The sequence below is a fragment of the Sporomusa termitida genome (assembly GCF_007641255.1).
Classification (GTDB): Bacteria; Bacillota; Negativicutes; order Sporomusales; family Sporomusaceae; genus Sporomusa; species Sporomusa termitida.
Genome location: NZ_CP036259.1, coordinates 1,882,575 through 1,899,855 on the forward strand (window position 1 = coordinate 1,882,575; position 17,281 = coordinate 1,899,855).

General features: G+C 46.8%; 18 protein-coding genes and 1 tRNA gene. 13 read left to right on the forward strand and 6 right to left on the reverse strand.

Translation table 11 applies throughout. From position 1 onward, the window contains the following. Nucleotides 1–104: 104 nt before the first annotated feature. The 4 genes from nrdR to SPTER_RS08530 all read left to right on the forward strand — a co-directional run bounded on the left by nrdR (nucleotide 105) and on the right by SPTER_RS08530 (nucleotide 5,064). Nucleotides 105–569, forward strand: a complete 465-nt coding sequence (nrdR, locus tag SPTER_RS08515) for a transcriptional regulator NrdR (protein ID WP_144350016.1) — start codon at nucleotides 105–107, stop codon at nucleotides 567–569. A gap of 24 nt (nucleotides 570–593) precedes the next feature. Beyond that, a complete protein-coding gene (gene nrdD, locus SPTER_RS08520; RefSeq protein WP_144350017.1) occupies nucleotides 594–2,606 on the forward strand; it encodes an anaerobic ribonucleoside-triphosphate reductase in 2,013 nt (670 codons plus the stop codon). A gap of 13 nt (nucleotides 2,607–2,619) precedes the next feature. Then, nucleotides 2,620–3,156, forward strand: coding sequence for an anaerobic ribonucleoside-triphosphate reductase activating protein (gene nrdG / locus SPTER_RS08525; RefSeq protein WP_144350018.1), 537 nt, complete (start codon nucleotides 2,620–2,622; stop codon nucleotides 3,154–3,156). 174 nt (nucleotides 3,157–3,330) lie between these two features. Continuing rightward, on the forward strand, nucleotides 3,331–5,064 hold the full coding sequence (locus tag SPTER_RS08530; RefSeq protein WP_144350019.1) for a TIGR03960 family B12-binding radical SAM protein: 1,734 nt from the start codon (nucleotides 3,331–3,333) through the stop codon (nucleotides 5,062–5,064). 35 nt (nucleotides 5,065–5,099) lie between these two features. On the opposite strand, the gene SPTER_RS08535 is transcribed toward SPTER_RS08530, so the two are convergent. From SPTER_RS08535 to SPTER_RS24675, 3 genes are all read right to left on the reverse strand, one after another. Next, complete coding sequence (locus tag SPTER_RS08535) at nucleotides 5,100–5,351, reverse strand: DUF2164 domain-containing protein (protein ID WP_144350020.1); 252 nt, start codon at nucleotides 5,349–5,351, stop codon at nucleotides 5,100–5,102. A 213-nt stretch (nucleotides 5,352–5,564) separates the two neighbouring features. Then, entirely contained in the window at nucleotides 5,565–6,020 is a 456-nt protein-coding gene (locus SPTER_RS08540; protein ID WP_144350021.1) for a DUF6173 family protein, read from the reverse strand. Between the two features lie 135 nt (nucleotides 6,021–6,155). Then, nucleotides 6,156–6,797: a hypothetical protein gene (locus tag SPTER_RS24675; protein WP_170233214.1), complete on the reverse strand. Its 642-nt coding sequence runs from the start codon at nucleotides 6,795–6,797 to the stop codon at nucleotides 6,156–6,158. Nucleotides 6,798–6,923: 126 nt separating this feature from the next. Here SPTER_RS24675 and SPTER_RS08550 point away from each other — a divergent pair, with 126 nt between their 5' ends. The 4 genes from SPTER_RS08550 to SPTER_RS08560 all read left to right on the forward strand — a co-directional run bounded on the left by SPTER_RS08550 (nucleotide 6,924) and on the right by SPTER_RS08560 (nucleotide 10,107). After that, nucleotides 6,924–7,109, forward strand: coding sequence for a hypothetical protein (locus tag SPTER_RS08550; protein ID WP_144350023.1), 186 nt, complete (start codon nucleotides 6,924–6,926; stop codon nucleotides 7,107–7,109). Between the two features lie 92 nt (nucleotides 7,110–7,201). Further along, complete coding sequence (locus tag SPTER_RS08555; protein WP_144350024.1) at nucleotides 7,202–7,588, forward strand: hypothetical protein; 387 nt, start codon at nucleotides 7,202–7,204, stop codon at nucleotides 7,586–7,588. 107 nt (nucleotides 7,589–7,695) lie between these two features. Next, on the forward strand, nucleotides 7,696–7,845 hold the full coding sequence (locus SPTER_RS24680; protein WP_170233215.1) for a hypothetical protein: 150 nt from the start codon (nucleotides 7,696–7,698) through the stop codon (nucleotides 7,843–7,845). Between the two features lie 354 nt (nucleotides 7,846–8,199). Then, nucleotides 8,200–10,107 (forward strand): heavy metal translocating P-type ATPase, encoded by a 1,908-nt coding sequence (locus SPTER_RS08560; protein ID WP_144350025.1) that lies wholly within the window; start codon nucleotides 8,200–8,202, stop codon nucleotides 10,105–10,107. 563 nt (nucleotides 10,108–10,670) lie between these two features. Here the strand turns inward: SPTER_RS08560 and SPTER_RS08565 are convergent. Further along, nucleotides 10,671–10,747, reverse strand: a tRNA-Pro gene (locus tag SPTER_RS08565). A 206-nt stretch (nucleotides 10,748–10,953) separates the two neighbouring features. Between SPTER_RS08565 and SPTER_RS08570 the strand changes: the two genes are divergently transcribed. The 4 genes from SPTER_RS08570 (at nucleotide 10,954) to SPTER_RS08585 (ending at nucleotide 13,451) form a co-directional block, all read left to right on the forward strand. After that, nucleotides 10,954–11,622: a C40 family peptidase gene (locus tag SPTER_RS08570; protein WP_170233216.1), complete on the forward strand. Its 669-nt coding sequence runs from the start codon at nucleotides 10,954–10,956 to the stop codon at nucleotides 11,620–11,622. A 245-nt stretch (nucleotides 11,623–11,867) separates the two neighbouring features. After that, nucleotides 11,868–12,479: a 16S rRNA (guanine(966)-N(2))-methyltransferase RsmD gene (gene rsmD, locus SPTER_RS08575; protein WP_144350027.1), complete on the forward strand. Its 612-nt coding sequence runs from the start codon at nucleotides 11,868–11,870 to the stop codon at nucleotides 12,477–12,479. A gap of 1 nt (nucleotide 12,480) precedes the next feature. Continuing rightward, nucleotides 12,481–12,963 carry a pantetheine-phosphate adenylyltransferase gene (coaD, locus tag SPTER_RS08580; RefSeq protein WP_144350028.1) on the forward strand — a complete coding sequence of 161 codons (483 nt, stop codon included), beginning with the start codon at nucleotides 12,481–12,483 and terminating at the stop codon, nucleotides 12,961–12,963. Between the two features lie 26 nt (nucleotides 12,964–12,989). Beyond that, nucleotides 12,990–13,451, forward strand: a complete 462-nt coding sequence (locus SPTER_RS08585) for an ATP synthase subunit B family protein (protein ID WP_144350029.1) — start codon at nucleotides 12,990–12,992, stop codon at nucleotides 13,449–13,451. Between the two features lie 148 nt (nucleotides 13,452–13,599). Here SPTER_RS08585 and ylbJ read toward each other — a convergent pair whose 3' ends face one another. Beyond that, nucleotides 13,600–14,796 (reverse strand): sporulation integral membrane protein YlbJ, encoded by a 1,197-nt coding sequence (ylbJ, locus tag SPTER_RS08590; RefSeq protein WP_246105535.1) that lies wholly within the window; start codon nucleotides 14,794–14,796, stop codon nucleotides 13,600–13,602. A gap of 169 nt (nucleotides 14,797–14,965) precedes the next feature. Between ylbJ and SPTER_RS08595 the strand changes: the two genes are divergently transcribed. After that, entirely contained in the window at nucleotides 14,966–15,790 is an 825-nt protein-coding gene (locus SPTER_RS08595) for a patatin-like phospholipase family protein (RefSeq protein ID WP_144350031.1), read from the forward strand. On the opposite strand, the gene SPTER_RS08600 is transcribed toward SPTER_RS08595, so the two are convergent. Next, nucleotides 15,726–16,982, reverse strand: a complete 1,257-nt coding sequence (locus tag SPTER_RS08600; RefSeq protein WP_144350032.1) for a nucleotidyltransferase — start codon at nucleotides 16,980–16,982, stop codon at nucleotides 15,726–15,728. The genes SPTER_RS08595 and SPTER_RS08600 overlap by 65 nt on opposite strands. Nucleotides 16,983–17,281: the final 299 nt, after the last annotated feature.

Consider the following 17,281-nt stretch of genomic DNA (forward strand, 5'->3'; position numbering starts at 1 on the left):
GATATGGCGTATATTAGTTATTTGGATACAAGATATAGTATGGATTCCTGCTGAGCTATAAACATTATAACATACTTGGCAGAGTAATCAAGGGAGTGGATAATTTGCGCTGTCCATTTTGCGGAGTTGCCGACAGCAAAGTGGTTGATTCCAGATCAGCCGACGAAGGAAATTCCATTAGGCGTCGCCGGGAATGCTTGTCCTGCGCCCGCCGCTTTACTACCTACGAGGTAGTGGAAGCGATACCGTTAATGGTTATTAAAAAAGATGGACGCCGGGAAATGTTTGACAAAGGCAAGCTGCTTGGCGGGATAGTCCGGGCCTGCGAAAAGCGGCCAGTGCCTGCTGAGATTATTGAAATTGCCGTGAGCAAGATTGAAAAAGAGATTCGTGATAAAATTGAGCGGGAGGTCTCAACCCGGCAAATTGGTGAAGCTGTAATGCAGCATTTAAAAGAAATTGATCAGGTGGCATATGTCCGGTTTGCTTCCGTTTACCGACAATTTGCCGATATAAATAACTTTATGCAGGAACTTGAGAGCCTGATGAAGGCCCAGCATAAAGAGTAAGCTGAATAGATGGGGGAAATTTTGATGTTTGTTAGGATAAAAAAACGTGATGGCCGGGAACTGGCGTTTGATGAGAGTAAGATAACCGAGGCGATTTACAAAGCGGCCAAAGCAGTCGGCGGGGCTGACCGGCAGCTGGCACTGGAACTTACGCTGGAAGTATTAAAGTTTTTAAAACAAAAATATAATGGCGGCCTGTTTAGTGTCGAAGATGTCCAGGATGCTGTCGAAAAGATTCTCATCGAAACAGGGCATGCTAAAACAGCCAAGGCTTATATTTTACACCGGGACAAGCGTACCCGTCTGCGGGAGGCTAAATCCGATCTTATGGATGCGGTCGGCGAAATATTGGTTGAAACCAGCCGTGAAAATGCAAATGTTTCCAATTCTCCTTCCGCCAAAATGCTGCAAATTGCCAGTGCTGCCAGCAAGTCCTTTTATTTAAACCGCCTTATTCCCGAGAAGTTTGCCCAAGCTCATGTAAAAGGTGACTATCATATCCATGACCTGGATTTTTACGGCAAGACCCTGACTTGTGTGCAGATCCCGCTGGGCAAATTATTACAAAGCGGTTTTAATAACGGGCATGGCTACATTCGGTCACCCAAACGGCCGGCCTCGGCGACTGCTCTGGCTGCTATTATTTTACAAAGCTCGCAAAATGATATGCACGGCGGCCAGTCCTTTGCTTTTTTTGACCGCGACATGGCAAATTTTATGGAGAATGCCAGTAATGAAGAAGTATATCAGGCTATGGAAGCGTTGATTTATAATTTAAACAGTATGCACTCACGCGCTGGCGCGCAGGTGCCTTTTTCCAGCCTTAATATCGGGACAGACACGTCCCCGGCCGGCCGGACTGTAATCAAGAACGTGCTACTGGCTTACGAAAAAGGGTTAGGACGGGGCGAAAACCCGATATTCCCCAATATAATTTTTCGACTTCAGGAAGATGTTAATTTCAATCCCGGTGATCCGAACTATGATCTGTTTAAGCTGGCAATCCGGGTGGCGGCGCAACGCCTTAATCCTACCTTTAGCTTTATGGATTCGTCATTTAATAAGGAATACGGGGATCAGGTCGGTTACATGGGGTGCCGCACCAGGGTGATGGCTAACCGCTGCGGTCCGGAAGTCACTGACGGGCGGGGAAACCTGAGTTTTACCACGATAAATTTACCGCGGCTGGCAATTAAGGCGGAACGTAACTTTATGAAGTTTTACCAGAGTTTGGCAGAATTTATTGATTTAACGTGTGAACAGCTTTTTCATCGCTACCAGGTTCAGGCTAAACTTAGAGTTCGCGACATGCCTTTTTTAATGGGACAGGGACTTTACTTAGATTCAGATAACCTGAAACCTAATGATTATATTGAGGATGTTATTAGACACGGCACACTTTCCGTTGGCTTTATTGGTTTGGCGGAGACCTTGACGGCGTTAACTGGTTATCACCATGGTGAAAATGAAGAGGCGCAGATCATGGGGGAAGAGATTATAGCTTTTATGCGGGATAAGCTCGACCGGGCAGCCGAACATTATGATCTGAATTATACACTGCTCGCTACCCCGGCCGAAGGCCTGTCAGGGCGATTTGTGAAAATGGATCGCCGTGAATACGGTATTATTCCTGGCGTTACCGATAAAGATTACTATACCAATTCATTTCATATTCCGGTTAATTATCCTGTAAGCGTTTATGATAAAATCCGTATTGAAGGTGTGTATCATAAGTATGCCAATGCCGGACATATCAGCTATGTTGAGTTTTCCGCCCCGCCTGTTAATAATCTGGGGGCTTTAGAAGAGATTATCCGTTATATGCGAAAATGCGATCTGGGGTATGCCGGTTTTAACTATCCTGTTGATTTTTGTGAAGGCTGCGGTCATCTGGGGGTAATTGACACTGAGGAATGCCCGTCGTGCGGGACTACCAGTGTGCGCCGTGTGCGGCGTATTACCGGTTACCTGAGTACTGTTGACCGGTTTAATGATGCAAAGTTAAATGAGTTAAATCAACGCGTAAGACATATTTAGGCAGGGAATTACTATGGAGATCAGGTTAGCTGGAATAACGGAAGAAAGTATTGTTGACGGACCAGGTTTAAGGCTGGTTGTGTTTGCGCAGGGATGCCCTCATCATTGTCAGGGTTGTCATAATCCTGACACCCATGATGTGAATAGTGGCTATACTATTACGTTGACAGATCTTTTTGGCTATATAGAACAACGTTTTGCCGGTAATAAAATATTGCGGGGAGTCACCTTTTCCGGTGGTGAGCCATTTCTTCAGGCCGAACCCTTGGGCTGTCTGGCCGAGCGTTTAAAAGCTCTGGGTCTTGATATTGTTTGTTATAGCGGCTTTACCTTTGAACAACTGGGGGCTATGGCGATCACCAATACCGGCGTTGGTCAATTGCTCAGGCAGACTGATATTTTAATAGACGGCTTATATCGGGCCAATGAACGTGACTTGGGTTTGGCATTTCGGGGTTCGCGGAATCAGCGGCTGATTGATATTGCCGCCACCCTGGCCACCGGGCAGATTACACTATGGGAAGATGCTTCGCAGAAGCGGTGGGCTTAGTACCGTACCAACCCTAATCCTGTGGATACTGACGGGATATTTTCTCGCCACTAGCCTGCAGTTTTAAGGCTGTCACAGAGGATCAGCTGCATTTTAAGTCAGTATCTGTATATACTATTGTAATGTTGCCAGTAACTGCGATTAACGGCAGACATTACAGGTGGATGTGATAACATGTCGTGGCAGCTGAAACAACAGTTGAAAAAAATTGTAGCTGCAGAACAAGGAACAGTAGTCTTTGCACCAGGCTCCCGCCAGCCGATGGCTCTTATTTACCCAAATACCTATCATGTAGGGATGTCGAATCTGGGCTTTCACATCATATATGAGCAAATAAACAACCGGGGAGATACTGCCTGCGAGCGCCTGTTTTTGCCGGATAAAAAAACATTAGCAGAGTATATCCGGACAAATACCCCGCTAATGAGTCTGGAGAATCAAACGCCATTATATGAGTTTCCTTTGATTGCCTTTGCAGTTTCCTTTGAGATGGATTATTTTAACCTTCTGGCCATATTAAAGACAGGCAAAGTCCCGGTATTAGCAACCGACCGGGCAGCAGGCGATCCCCTGGTGATTATTGGCGGCCCGTGCGCGACCTTTAATCCGGAGCCATTGGCTGATTTTGTTGATGTCTGTATAGTGGGTGAAGGCGAGGAAGTAATCCAGGATTTTTTAAACAGTTATTATGACAGTCGGCGGCGTGGTTTGTCAAGAGAAGAGCTTCTGCTCGGCCTGGCCCGGATTGAAGGCTTGTATGTCCCGCGGTTCTATCAGCCTGTATATGACAGTGCCGGTATTATTGCCGGTTATAAACGGCATGTAAAAGTGCCGGCCCAGGTAAAACGGCGCTTTGTCAAAGATCTGGGGCAATTTCCCGGACAAACTGTTATCGTTACGTCAGACACTGAATTTAAAGACATGTATCTAATAGAAGTAGCCAGAGGCTGTGGCCGCCATTGCCGGTTTTGTATGGCTGGCTACTGTTTCCGCAATCCCCGGGTACGGTCATTAGCACAAATCGCCGAGGGTGTGAAAAAAGCTAAGCTGCTGCAGGCTAAAGTCGGCCTGATGGGAGCAGCAATATCTGATTATCCGGAGATTGATAAGCTGTGCCAAATGATTTTAGAGCAGGGCGTTACCATGTCAGTCGCTTCGCTCAGGGCTGACTCGCTAACTCCCGCCCTGGTGGAAGCTTTGGCTGCCAGTGGTCATAAGACCGTCACCTTAGCGCCAGAAGCCGGCAGTGAGCGGATGCGAAGGGTAATCAATAAGCAGATCAGTGATGAGCATTTGTACCAGGCAGTAGCGGCAGCGGCTAAAGCCGGAATTCCCCATGTTAGATTATATATTATGATCGGCCTGCCGGGAGAAACAGAGCAGGATATTGAAGCCATTGTGGAAATGGCTCATAATTTAAAAAAATACATGGGCGCTCTGGGCAGCCGGGGGCTGTTGACGCTTAGTATTAATCCCTTTATTCCTAAACCCTTTACACCTTTTCAATGGCTGCCGATGGCCCCGGTGGCAGCAGTGACCGGCAAGCTGAAATATATTCAGCGGGCACTGAAATCACTAAAAGGAGTCGAAGTGCTGATTGAACAGCCCAGGGAGGCATATATTCAAAGTGTATTGGCAAGGGGTGACCGGCGGCTTGGGCCGGTACTGGACTCAGCTGTGGCTGCCGGTGGTGTAAAAGGCTGGAAGCAGGCGCTCAGAATGCATGCCGTTGATGAAGATTTTTATTTGTACCGATATCGAGACCCCGGCGAAGTCTTACCCTGGCATAATTTAAATATGGGGTTCAATTCCGACTATCTTTTGGCTGAATATCAGCAATCGCAGGCAGAAAAAAATACCCCGCCCTGTACTGCGGGGTGTAAGCGTTGCGGTATATGCCGATCATAGCAATCACGGTTTAAATGACAGTTATGATTTATAAGCTATCTTTTACTAGTAAGCGCTTTTATAGGTTTTTCCAGGACAAATAAATCTTCGATTTTTTGGCTCATCAGGAAATGTGTGTCTTTTATGGCTTGATTATAGATATGAGGGCCGATCATTTCCCAAATAAAATCCAACAGCAGGGTTGCGGACAAATCGGTTATAAGCTCATCCTTTTCAGTAAGAAAGTAGTGTTTAATAGCCTCAATACAGGCGGTCTGCTGTTCTTTGGTGAGTTTATTGTCTTTCATTTTACCTCCAATTACAAAAGCCAGAGCTCTGTTCGCTACAGTCACTCTGGCGGGAGTTGCGCACTCCGTTATTAGTATACCCGGCTTTGGCGTTTTGTATACAAACAAGGCGGGAATGACGGTCTGGACTCCTGCCTCTACAGGCGGTGTTGATCCAGGCGGAGTAGCCTTGCCATCTGAATCAACGCTGTTTCAGTTATGCGGAATACAAGTTTACTCTGCGGTCGCCGGCTGCGTCCCGGTGCCTGCGTCTGAAGCAGGAAGGGCAGCATCGCCGGTCAAAGGCGGATTCAAGCAAAAACCAATAGGACACCGGGGCTCTGCTGAAGGCTGGCGTTTGATTTTAATCAGCATAAAGCTTATTTGGCTAATATGCTGAATTAGTTCCACCGCGGACTTGTCGGCTAAATTACCCTGAAACCAAATCAAGTTTGGGTCGAGATAGCCGATCCGGGATACGCTGAATTCTGTTGATTTACCGAAACTTACGAGACGCACCCCGACCTCGTGTTCTTGATCCAGTTCAGCCTCAAAGGCCTGTACACGCTTAATCAGTTGGTTAAAGATGTGCTGGGCTGTATAGGGTTGGTTGAATTCCGCCAATTGCTGGCCAAATGATTTGAGCATGGGAATATCAGGTAAAGACCAGTTTTTAGGGTTTAAAGTCATGCTTGTCACTCCTTAGCAAGTTATATTCATAACAGGATTCGCTAGAAGTGACAAATTTCCTGTAATTTGGTTAAAGATTAAGGGCTGACGCACAAAATCTGGCCGGGTTATCGGGGGCAGCGCTATGGTTAGCGTCTAATGGGCTAATTTATGTTGGTTAATAATATGTAAACTTCTTTTCAGGGGTGGGAGGTTATGTCCTCTAAGTTCACTCTCAAGGAAGGTGTACAGTTGTTCCAGTGTGGAAATAGCCATATCAAGGCGGGAATTGTAATTTAATAAATTACGTGTGTCCTGTAGTTCCGGCAACATTTCAGCATATAAATAATATAAGCTTTGGTATTCAGAAGCAGGCATATATTTAGCCAGTTCATACTGTAAGGTTGTCCAGTTGTCAGTTTTAAAATTTACCTGGTAATTAACAAGTGCAGATCTGGCAATATGTAATTCGAGATAGTTGCGGCTGAGCTCTAAAGCGATAACTATTGCCATATTCCGGTAATGGCGGGCATTTTTTTGCCAGTCCCGGCCAGTAATTACCGATAGCACGATGATTGCGGTACATAGGCTTTGGAAGATGGGGTCGGATATAATGCCTACAACTTGTAGCTGCTGGAGAATGAAAAGAAAAAAGATAACGATAATGAGCAGACGGAGTAGCCGGTAGTGGAAAATCGCTGACAAATCTGCTTTCCATACCTGGACGCGGCTTGTGATAAACGGATGATAATTCGACATAAAATCCCTCCGATATTTTATTATTCCACAAAATACCATAAAATCCTTTATTTTCTTTGTCGGTTTATTTAAACGATGGATGAAGTTTTTCTTTCATCCATAATTAATTAAATGAAGGAATATTCTCCGGTTTACCGAAATTAGAAAAAAAGGAGGCGGATAGTTATGGCTGGAGCTTCGACTATTTGGGTAAATGGCGATATGAGTGAACAAATATCTGATTTTAACGGTGAATATGTATTAATAACAACTAGTAATATGCAAAGAATACCGCTTGGGCAAACGCTGGAAAGCGCAATCGAGAAACTAAAAGAGCTTGGCAGGTATGATATTGCCGCCCAGTTAAGATGAATGCAGCTGGCCAGCCCCGCAGGTATCCTCTCTGTGGGGCTGGAGCCCGGTCATGATTTTTTACAAGAAGGGGAATTAATATGAGTGTCAGTTTGCAACTGATTCAGCTAGCAGGAGAAAATATTGTAGAGGTTTCGGGTTTTAGCGAAATAAACGGCATCTATCTTGAAAACACTGATCTGGATATTTCCGTAGCCCCTGCAAGGAATAGCGAAGCTAAGGCAATACAATTATCAATTAAACCCGGCTGCAGGGGCGATGTGATGCCTCTTGCTTTTGAGATTGAAATGCTGGCCCAAAGAATAACATTATCTCAGCTTGTCAATGGCAGCAGCCTGTTTATTGTACCGCAGGCTATTGATATGAATTTAAGGGACGGCAAGGCTATAAAGGCATTTTTACAAAAAAGCGGGGGAATATGGCTGGACAGGCTTCCTCAAGAATGTATCAGGGAAATAGTAAACCATTGTTCATTTTGAGAAGAGCCGGGGCGCTGAATATTGTCAGCTGCCGGCGGGGTGCGGGGAACGCAGTTTTGCATAAAATTATAATATCCAGGCACCCTAAAATCAGGGGGTGATGACATATGCTAGATTATGGCGGTGGCTTTTTCCCATGGGGAATGCTATTTATGATTTTATATGTTATTGTTGTTGTGTATTTCCTTATGCAGCTTGCAGGCATCAATAAGGCCCTGCAGCGGATTGCGGGCATTTTAGAAAAAAATAAGGAATAGGCTGGCTATATTAACCCTCGGGCAACCGGGGTTTTTACTTTTACAGAGCTGATAAGCCGGCAGCGTTTACCTGTGGTTTTTTGCCACCGGCATGTTAAGCAGGCAACGGCAAGTAATGGCTTGACAATGAGGGCAGGATCATTTATAATTAGTTTGAACTTCAAACAGTTAGTTAATATTACTATTTGAAATATGAAATATAAGAATTACATACTAAAATTGCGGATGAACTGCCGCGGTTACGGCACAGATGCCGGCAGGACTGCCGGCGGCGGCAAGTGTGCAGCCCAGTGGGATTGAAAATAATGCTGAGGCGTTTATATAAAATAGGAGATAAGGGAGAGTGGCGTTTTAATGAATGGTGAGGCTGTGACAGCAATACGGGTTGACAAGCCGGTTAATGAGCTGTGGGAACGGCATGGTGCGGCGATGACAACTGCTGTTAGTGCGGTACTGACTTTTTTGGCATGGTCCGCAGGTGTGAATGGCTGGAGCGCACTAGAAATTGCTCTGTATGTGTTTGCTTATATCATTGGCGGTTACCGGAAAGCTTGGGAAGGCCTGCAAACTCTCATTAAGGAGCGCGATTTGGATGTTGACCTGCTCATGATTGTGGCCGCTGTTGGCGCGGCCAGTATTGGTTATTGGCAGGATGGCGCAATTTTAATTTTAATTTTTTCGCTAAGCGGTGCATTGGAAGGTTATACAATGGAGAAAACCAATCAGGACATCCGCTCTATTATGAAGCTGCGCCCGGAAACGGCCCTGGTATTACGAGGCAGTACCGAGTCGCGGATCAGAGTCGAGGAACTGCAGCCGGGTGACCTGGTGCTGGTTAAACCGGGAGAACGAATTCCGGCAGACGGGCTGGTCAGGCAAGGCTATTCTGCCGTTGACCAGGCCTCAATTACGGGAGAATCTATTCCTGTGGATAAAATTTGTGGGGCCGAGGTGTATGCCGGCACCATCAATGGGCAGGGTGCTTTGACAATTGAAGTGACCAAGCCGGCGGCGGCTACGCTGCTGGCCCGAATTATCCGCCTGGTTCAGGAAGCTCAGAGTGAAATGCCGCCGAGTCAGCTGTTTGTGGAAAAATTTGAGCGGATTTATGCCAGAATTGTTGTTGGGGCCGCACTGCTGCTATTGGTTATACCTCCCTATGCATTTGGCTGGAGCTGGGATAAGACGGTGTACCGGGCAATGATCTTTCTGGTGGTGGCGTCGCCGTGTGCGTTGGTTTCGTCTATTATGCCGGCTATTTTATCCGGAATTTCCAATGGTGCCCGCAAGGGAATTTTATTTAAGGGTGGAGTCCATCTGGAAAACATAGGAAATATAAAGCTGGTTGCTTTTGATAAGACGGGGACGTTGACGGAAGGTAAACCAAGAGTGACCGATATTATTTCGCTGTCTGCGCAAAGCCCGGATGAACTATTGCGGCTTACAGCGGCTTTGGAAATGTTATCGGAACATCCGATTGCCAAAGCCGTCGTCCAGGCCGCTCAGGAGAAACAGCTGGCATTGCCCAAGGCAGCTGAGTTGCAGGCCATACCCGGAGTGGGGGTTCATGGCCTGGTGCATCAGGACGAGTTTCGCATTGGCAATCTGGACTGCCTGCAAGCTGGTATTTTGTCGGCTGAACACAAGCAAATAGCGCAGCAGCTTGAGCAGGAAGGCAAAACGGTTATTTATGTACAGTCCCGCAACCAACTGCTGGGGCTGCTGGCCATCCAGGATACGCTGCGGCCGCAAGCACGCAATGCTGTACGGGCGTTACGCCGCATGGGAATTCAGGTGGCTATGCTGACCGGTGATAATGCTGCGACGGCCCAGGCTATCGGCAGGCAAGCCGATGTTGACTGGATTTATGACGGGCTGCTGCCTGAACAGAAAGTAGAGATTGTTAAAAAACTTACCACTAAGTTTGGCCAGGTCGCGATGGTAGGTGATGGGGTTAATGATGCGCCGGCTTTAGCCACCGCTGCGGTGGGGATTGCCATGGGGGCGGCCGGTACGGATGTAGCCTTGGAAACTGCCAATGTGGTTCTTATGGCTGATGATATTGAAAAAGTGGCTTATGCCATTGCCTTGGGGCGACGCACCAAAAAGGTGGTAAAACAAAATATTGTTTTTGCCCTGGGTGTTGTTTTGGTGCTGGTGGCGGGCACCTTTTTCGATCAGGTTAACCTGCCGGTTGGGGTGATTGGGCATGAAGGCAGCACGTTGCTGGTCATTGCCAGTGGGCTGCGCTTGTTACGGTAAGAATCGGCCTGCTGCCGGGCAAGTTTTTCTTGCCTTGGTTTGGCTGCCAAGGAGATAGACAGGCTTTGGCCATAAATGCAACAGATTATGTAACATATAGCGATGGACAGAATATAATAAACTAGGGCGGTAGTTATGGGTGTGGTTATATAGAGAGGCGGCGCTTGCTCCCGCCTCTACATAAAGAAAACACGGCTGGCGCCGAGCCTTTGGCGAAAGCGTAAGCCGATGTTGCCCCTAGCCAGGGAAAGATATACTCTCTGAGCACGTAAAAAATGGCGCCGCAGGGTAGCGGCGTCAAGGGAAACAAAAAATATGTATAAAAAGCTTGCAATAAGGTCGACAATTCTTGCCTTGCATCGAGTTATTCCTGCACATATATATAGGAAAGAACATAAAATATAAAAAACAGGCAACCCTCTTATTTATCAAAAATAAGAGGGTTACTTTTAAATGATTTATCCTATATGCTGTTGGTTTGTTTGCAAGCAGCCCTTAGAAGCTTACACGTAATATCTGGATGTTGTTAAGGCTTCGGGATGCCCTGAATTACAGACATAAACTGGTCGGGGCGACAGGATTCGAACCTGCGGCCTCTTGGTCCCGAACCAAGCGCGCTACCAAACTGCGCTACGCCCCGGCTCACATTTATAAAGTATACACATCCATAAACGCATTGTCAACAATAAAAATAAAGAGTGCCAACAGACTGCAAAAAATGCCGATATAGGTCAATGGCTTTGCAGGGAATTTACTGGGAATGTCGAAATGTCGAAATGGAGAAGAGCGCAAAATGGGGGAATGTGTTTGAAAATAATCCGCATAATTTTATTTACATTTATTTACATGTTTTTTTTGTTAAGCGCAAACAGCCAGGTGGTTTTTGCTGCCGAGCAAGATATGCCTCTACTCAGGCAGGGCGCGAAAAGTGCAGCTGTCCATGTTTTACAGGAGGAGCTAAAGCGACTTGGGTTTTATCAATATGAGGTGGACGGGAGCTTTGGTATTGGTACGAAAGCGTCTGTTATCAGGTTTCAGCAGACTGTCGGCCTTGTGGCTGACGGTATTGTTGGCGACGGAACCTGGCGGGCGCTTCGCACTTATACCGGTAATAGCGAATTAAGCCGGGCCAAAACGGATAGAAGGACCGGGCAGCAAATTGCCAGTTTTGCTCAGCGATATCTGGGTGTGCCATATGCCTGGGGCGGTGCAGGTGAGGGCGGATTCGACTGCTCGGGTTTTATCTACTATGTCTATAGGCAGTACAATGTTGCTTTGCCACGGGTAGCTGATGAACAATATAATATTGGCCGCAATATACGACTGGCTGATATTGAACCGGGAGATTTGGTTTTTTATAGCACGTACGCTCCCGGACCTTCCCATGTCGGCATCTATGTAGGGAACGGATACTTTATTCATGCCAGCTCTGGTGCCGGTCAGGTAACTTTAACAGCAATGGCTAAGCCTTATTATCAAGCAAGATTTTTGGGAGCACACCGTGTTGTCCGGTAATAAAGAAATGCGGCTGGCGCCGGGCCCTAGGCGAAAGCGGAAGCCGCTGTACCCTTAGCCGGCAGAAAGGCAATCTTTCTGTCAGGATAAAAATAACCGGCAGGCCGGTTATTTTTTGTTTGGGCAAGGATAAGACGGGAATAATAGAGCGAGAGATAATTTTTTTAAACAAAAAGTGCTACTGTTGTTCAAATGTGCTAAAATATTTATGTTAAACAGAATTTCGCCATCATTTGAGGTAGAGTATGCGGATTATAACCGGAATTGCCAAGGGCATCAGGCTAAAAACGCCCAAGGGTCTTAATGTGCGTCCCACTGCTGACCGGGTAAAAGAATCTATGTTCAGTATTCTGGCAAATTTAACATTACCGGCCGGCAGACAGGCACTAAGCGGGGCAAAAGTATTAGACCTGTTTGCCGGTACCGGCAATTTGGGATTAGAGGCGCTCAGCCGGGGGGCGGCATTCGCGCTGTTTATTGACCATAGTCAGACAAGTCTTGCAGTCACAGAACAAAATATTAGCAATGCCAGGTTGGGAGATCTGGCGAGAGTCCAACGTGGAGATTCAGTTAATGCTCTTGACAAGTTGGCTCAGTCAGGGCAAACGTTTACGCTTATATTCGTGGATCCTCCTTATAATCAGGGGCTGGTACAAACTGTATTGTTAAAGCTTGATACCAGCAGTGTTGTTGCCGAGGGGGGACTTGTTGTTGTTGAACACTCTAAACATGAGCTGTTAAACACGCAATGGCAAAATTTGCAGCTAATTCGAACCGAACGTTATGGAGAAACATTTGTGACTTTTTTTATGCGCTCCATCGGCGAGACTAATACTATGGCAACAGGAGGCAGTTAAGATGCGGATAGGGGTTTGCCCTGGCAGTTTTGATCCAGTTACCAATGGTCACCTGGATATATTTTCACGGGCCAGTAAGATGTTTGATGTGCTTATTGTGGCGGTGTTTCATAATCCTAACAAAAAGCCGTTGTTTACTATGGAAGAACGGGTTGAAATGTTAAATCTGGCAACATATGATATACCCAATATTAAAGTTGACAGTTTTTCCGGTTTGCTAAATGACTATGTGCGCCGGCAGAACAGCAGTTTTATTGTGCGCGGTTTGCGAGCATTAAGTGATTTTGAATATGAGTTTCAGCGAGCATTGCTGATTAAAAAAATTGATCCGGCGATAGAAACGATTTTCATGATGACCAGCAGCGAATATTCCTTTATCAGTTCGAGCGGTATTAAAGAGCTGGCCAAGTTTGGCGGGCCGATAACCGGATTAGTGCCTGTATGTCTGGAGGATAAAATAATACAGAGAATTAGCGAAAGCTAAACTATGTTTATGGGAGGGAGAAGGTCATGACTATTGAAAAATTATTAGATGATATGGAAACGATGCTGGTTGAAGCAGCACGTGTCCCGTTTACCAACAAGCGGGTTATTGAGGAAGATGATCTGGCCAGATTTCTTGACGAATTTCGGGAACGTCTGCCGCAAGAACTTGACGAAGCTAAACGGATTCTTGCCGACCGTCAGCGAATATTGGAGGAAGCGCAAAGAGAAGCACAAAATATTGTTGACCAAGCGAAATTGTATGTAGTGAAACTGACAGATGAGAATATTATTAATAAGCAGGCGCAGGAACAGGCGAATGAACTTATGGGCCAAGCCCGCAAAACAGCCAAAGAATTACAAATAGATGCTGTGGTATATGCTGATGAAGTGTTTAAGCATGTTACGTCCCATTTAGAGAAAACTCTGGATGTTGTCCGGCAGGGGCACCGTGATTTGCAGCAAAACAAAAGCAATCAGGGAACATAAGCAACGAATTTGGCTTGGGCCAAGTCCTGTAGGACGCCGGCGGAAGCCGCCTGTGCCCTTAGGAAATAGCCGTTCTTGACATTATCAAAAACTTGACATTATCAAAAAGAGGATACTTTCTGCTAATGTAAAAAAGGAGCTTAGCTCCTTATCTTTTTACATAGCTATAGATGCTTCTGCCCAAATGGACAGTGATTGACAGAGCGAACATAATACAGAGCAATAGCCCGATCTGGTAACTGACCTGTTCAATCCTGATCAGCCATAGTCCCCAGTTGTTAGTATGGGCTACGCTCATAGCTACCGGAACTACAAACAGTTGAGTAATTGCCTGACCGGGCCCCAGCAGGTGCACGGTAATGATGGCGGCAAGCACGGCATGCAGCAGACGGCCGATCATATATGGTGCCATGCGAATACCTGACTCGATGACAATACTGGCTACCTGCCCATGGACGGAAAGGCCGCTCCAGGCAATAATTGCACTGGCGATGGCAACCTTTTGCACAAGCGGTGCCTCGGCCTGGCTGGCGGCCAGCGTGCCCAGGTCGAGTTCGAATAACCCGCTCACCAGCGACGGGGCCAGATTGGTGCTATAGCCGATGACGCTCAGCAGGGAGGCAAATAAGCCGGCTAGGATATCGGTAACACCAACAACGGTCATGATCCGGATAAAAACTGAAAACACTATGATAAAACCGCCTATCAGCATAATGGTATTCATGGAGGTTTTGACCGCATCGCCCAGCAACTGGCCCGGTGCGCGTTTATCCTCCTGCCTGGCATTATACAGGGCTCTAAAAGCCCGAATAATGATATTGCCGTTGGCTGGCGGGGCATCCTGTGTACAACTGTCCCGATTCCGGCCATGGAACCGGAAAATGATTCCCACCAGGAAACTGGATAAGTAATGGGCTAAGGCAATCGTTGCCCCCAATTCAGGCATGCCGAACATACCTACAGCTACGGCTCCGAACATAAATAGCGGATCGGCAGTATTCGTGAACGACAGGAGGCGTTCAGCCTCTACTGGGGTACACAGCTGGTTTTTGCGGAACCTGCAGGTGATTACCGCATCCATCGGATAGCCGGAGGCAAGGCCCATCGACATGGCAAAGGCACCTACGCCGGGAACATTAAATATCGGCCGCATGAGTGGCTCCAGTAAAACGCCGATGAAATGAACGACGCCGCTTCCCATAAGAATCTCCGATAAAATAAAAAAAGGCAGCAGGGAGGGAAAAACAACATTCCACCATAAATTTAAACCCATAATGGCTGAATCAAAAGCTTCTTTGGGATATGTTACCATAGCAATAGTTATAAATACTGTACAAAACGCCATACAATATGCCAATAGCCGAGAACGATAGCGTCTGCCACTGCTCCAAATCCGCATATATTATCTCCTCCTCCAAGCCGTGCGGTTTGATAATATATATATTGGCAGGGCAGAGGTAATATAACTAAAATACGGTTCGAATGTAACCAGTTTATATTGGGGGGATAGCAGTTTGCAGCCTAAAATAGGTTTAGCTCTGGGGTCGGGTGGTTTGCGGGGGATTGCTCACATAGGGGTTCTCAAAGTATTGGAAAAGCACAATATCCCGGTGGATTATATTGCCGGGTGCAGCATTGGCAGTCTGGTCGGTGCCCTTTATGCTGCCGGGCTTGATGCTGAAACTATATTGAAATTGGCTAAAAATTTAAAAAAACGGCACTGGCTGGACTTTGTCATCCCCCAGATGGGCATTGTTTCCGGCGAGCGGGCCCTGGCAACCATTCGCCTGTTAACCAAACAAAAAATCTTTGAAGACCTTGTGCTGCCGCTGGCAGTGGTTGCTACAGAATTAAACAGCGGTCAGGAAGTCGTTTTTACCCAGGGTGATGTGGCTAAAGCCGTTCGGGCCAGTATTTCCGTGCCGGGCGTGTTTATTCCTTTTGCCATTGATGACAGGCTGTTTGTGGATGGTGCTGTTTTAAATCCCACACCGATTGACGTTGCCCGCAATATGGGGGCAGATATTGTTATTGCTGTTGATTTGGCGCATGCGAGTAGCGTAGGCAATATTAATAATATGTTTGATGTCATTATTCAGTCAATTGACATTATGGAAAGAGAATTATGCAAGCATCGCCAGCAGCAGTGTGATATCCTGATTCAACCTGATGTCGGCAGCATGTCTCCCAGTTCATTTGAAACAATGGACGAATGCGCTTTAGCCGGTGAACTGGCTGCAGAGGCAGTCATACCGGCGATTAAAGCCCTGTTGGCTAATTGGCAAGGTAATGAGGCGAAGTCTGATAATCCTGACCGCCTGCTCTCCATTGGCAGTTAGGCTGGCCTAATACATATATGTCTGTTGCTTTAATGTCATAGGCTAACATGTCCTGCAGCCGGGTCAGCTCATTATTTTGCTGCTGTTTACTGGTGAGAAACCGGGCTGTTTTGGTAATTACCGGTACGGTGCTATACCTGTCAATCACCCGCAATAACCTGCGGCCGTTTTGGTTAAAGGCCAGGATGCGGGCATACAAGGGACCGGCCTGGTCGAAGCCTGCAAGCGTGGTTTTTGTTGTTCCCAAGAGAGCGTGAATCATCATTCGCTGTAAGCGGGTTAAGGGGTAACGCTTACTTTTAATAAAGGATAACAGCTCTTGCAAGGTCGATGCTTTACGGGCGGAATCGCTTATTTTGTTGTGTAAGCCTTCGGTTACATCAGGCAAGGCGGCTAATTCGTTCAACTGCATCGTCCTGAGTTTTGCCAGGACAATATTGCTAAAAGCATCGAAGGTGACCGGGGCACGGCCTGTGGCAATTAGCGCATTAATTTGGGCCGCGGTGGCTGCCGGGAGGGATTGCCAGGCGGAACTGTCCGGGAGCAGTAAGCTGTTCTGGGCAATTGCTGCCCTGATGGCAGTAGCACTGGCGATGGTTGAAGTAATAACAGTATCGTGATAATTTGCTGCACAGCGCTCTATGACCAGGGGAATCAACTGGGGGGCGCAGGTAAAAATTGCCCGCAGGTATTCAATGGCCAGGATATTGTTAGGGGAATGAATTACCCCCGGATCAATTCCTGTGGTTTCGGCTAGCGTCAGGGCTAAGCTGGCGGCATAGGTCCGGCCTGTCTTCATTTTCTGGCGGATGGTGCTACCGGTAGTGCTGGCCGATAATGCCCTGGCTGCCGCTGTAAGTGCGGCTAAATCGGCAGATTCGGCACCAAAGCAAATATGGCTGACCATTCCCAGACGGCTGAGAAGCTGAATACCGCCGGTTGCAAAGTATTGGGCACTACGCACGGCAAAGACTGTAGGCAGCTCAATGACTAAATCAACGCCGGCTGTTACCGCCATAGCTGCCCGTGACCATTTGTCAACTATTGCCGGTTCGCCGCGCTGGAGAAAATTTCCACTCATTATGGCAATGGCAAATTCTGCACCGGCTATTCGTTTGGCCTCGGTCAGGTGCCATAAGTGGCCGTTATGAAAAGGATTGTATTCAACGATCAAGCCTACTGCTGTATGCATTAACAATCACCCCCTGCTTATTTTACAATAATTTTTCTATTTGTGAAATTTTTTATTAAATAATTTTGGTAGATGAAGGGAAAATAAGTCAGGTGTCGAAAAGATAGAACTTGTTGGAGAATAAACGTTGACGCTATTGGAGCCAGTGGTCTGTCCACTCTGAAATCATAATTACTTTCTTTTACGCTTTCAAAGTAGACAGACAGACCGCTAGTACCTCATCTCCCTTAAACCCAAGGATAGTTTGCGCATCTTTTCCCGCCCTGCGTCGTTGTCGTCGCCTTACATATGTCCGATAT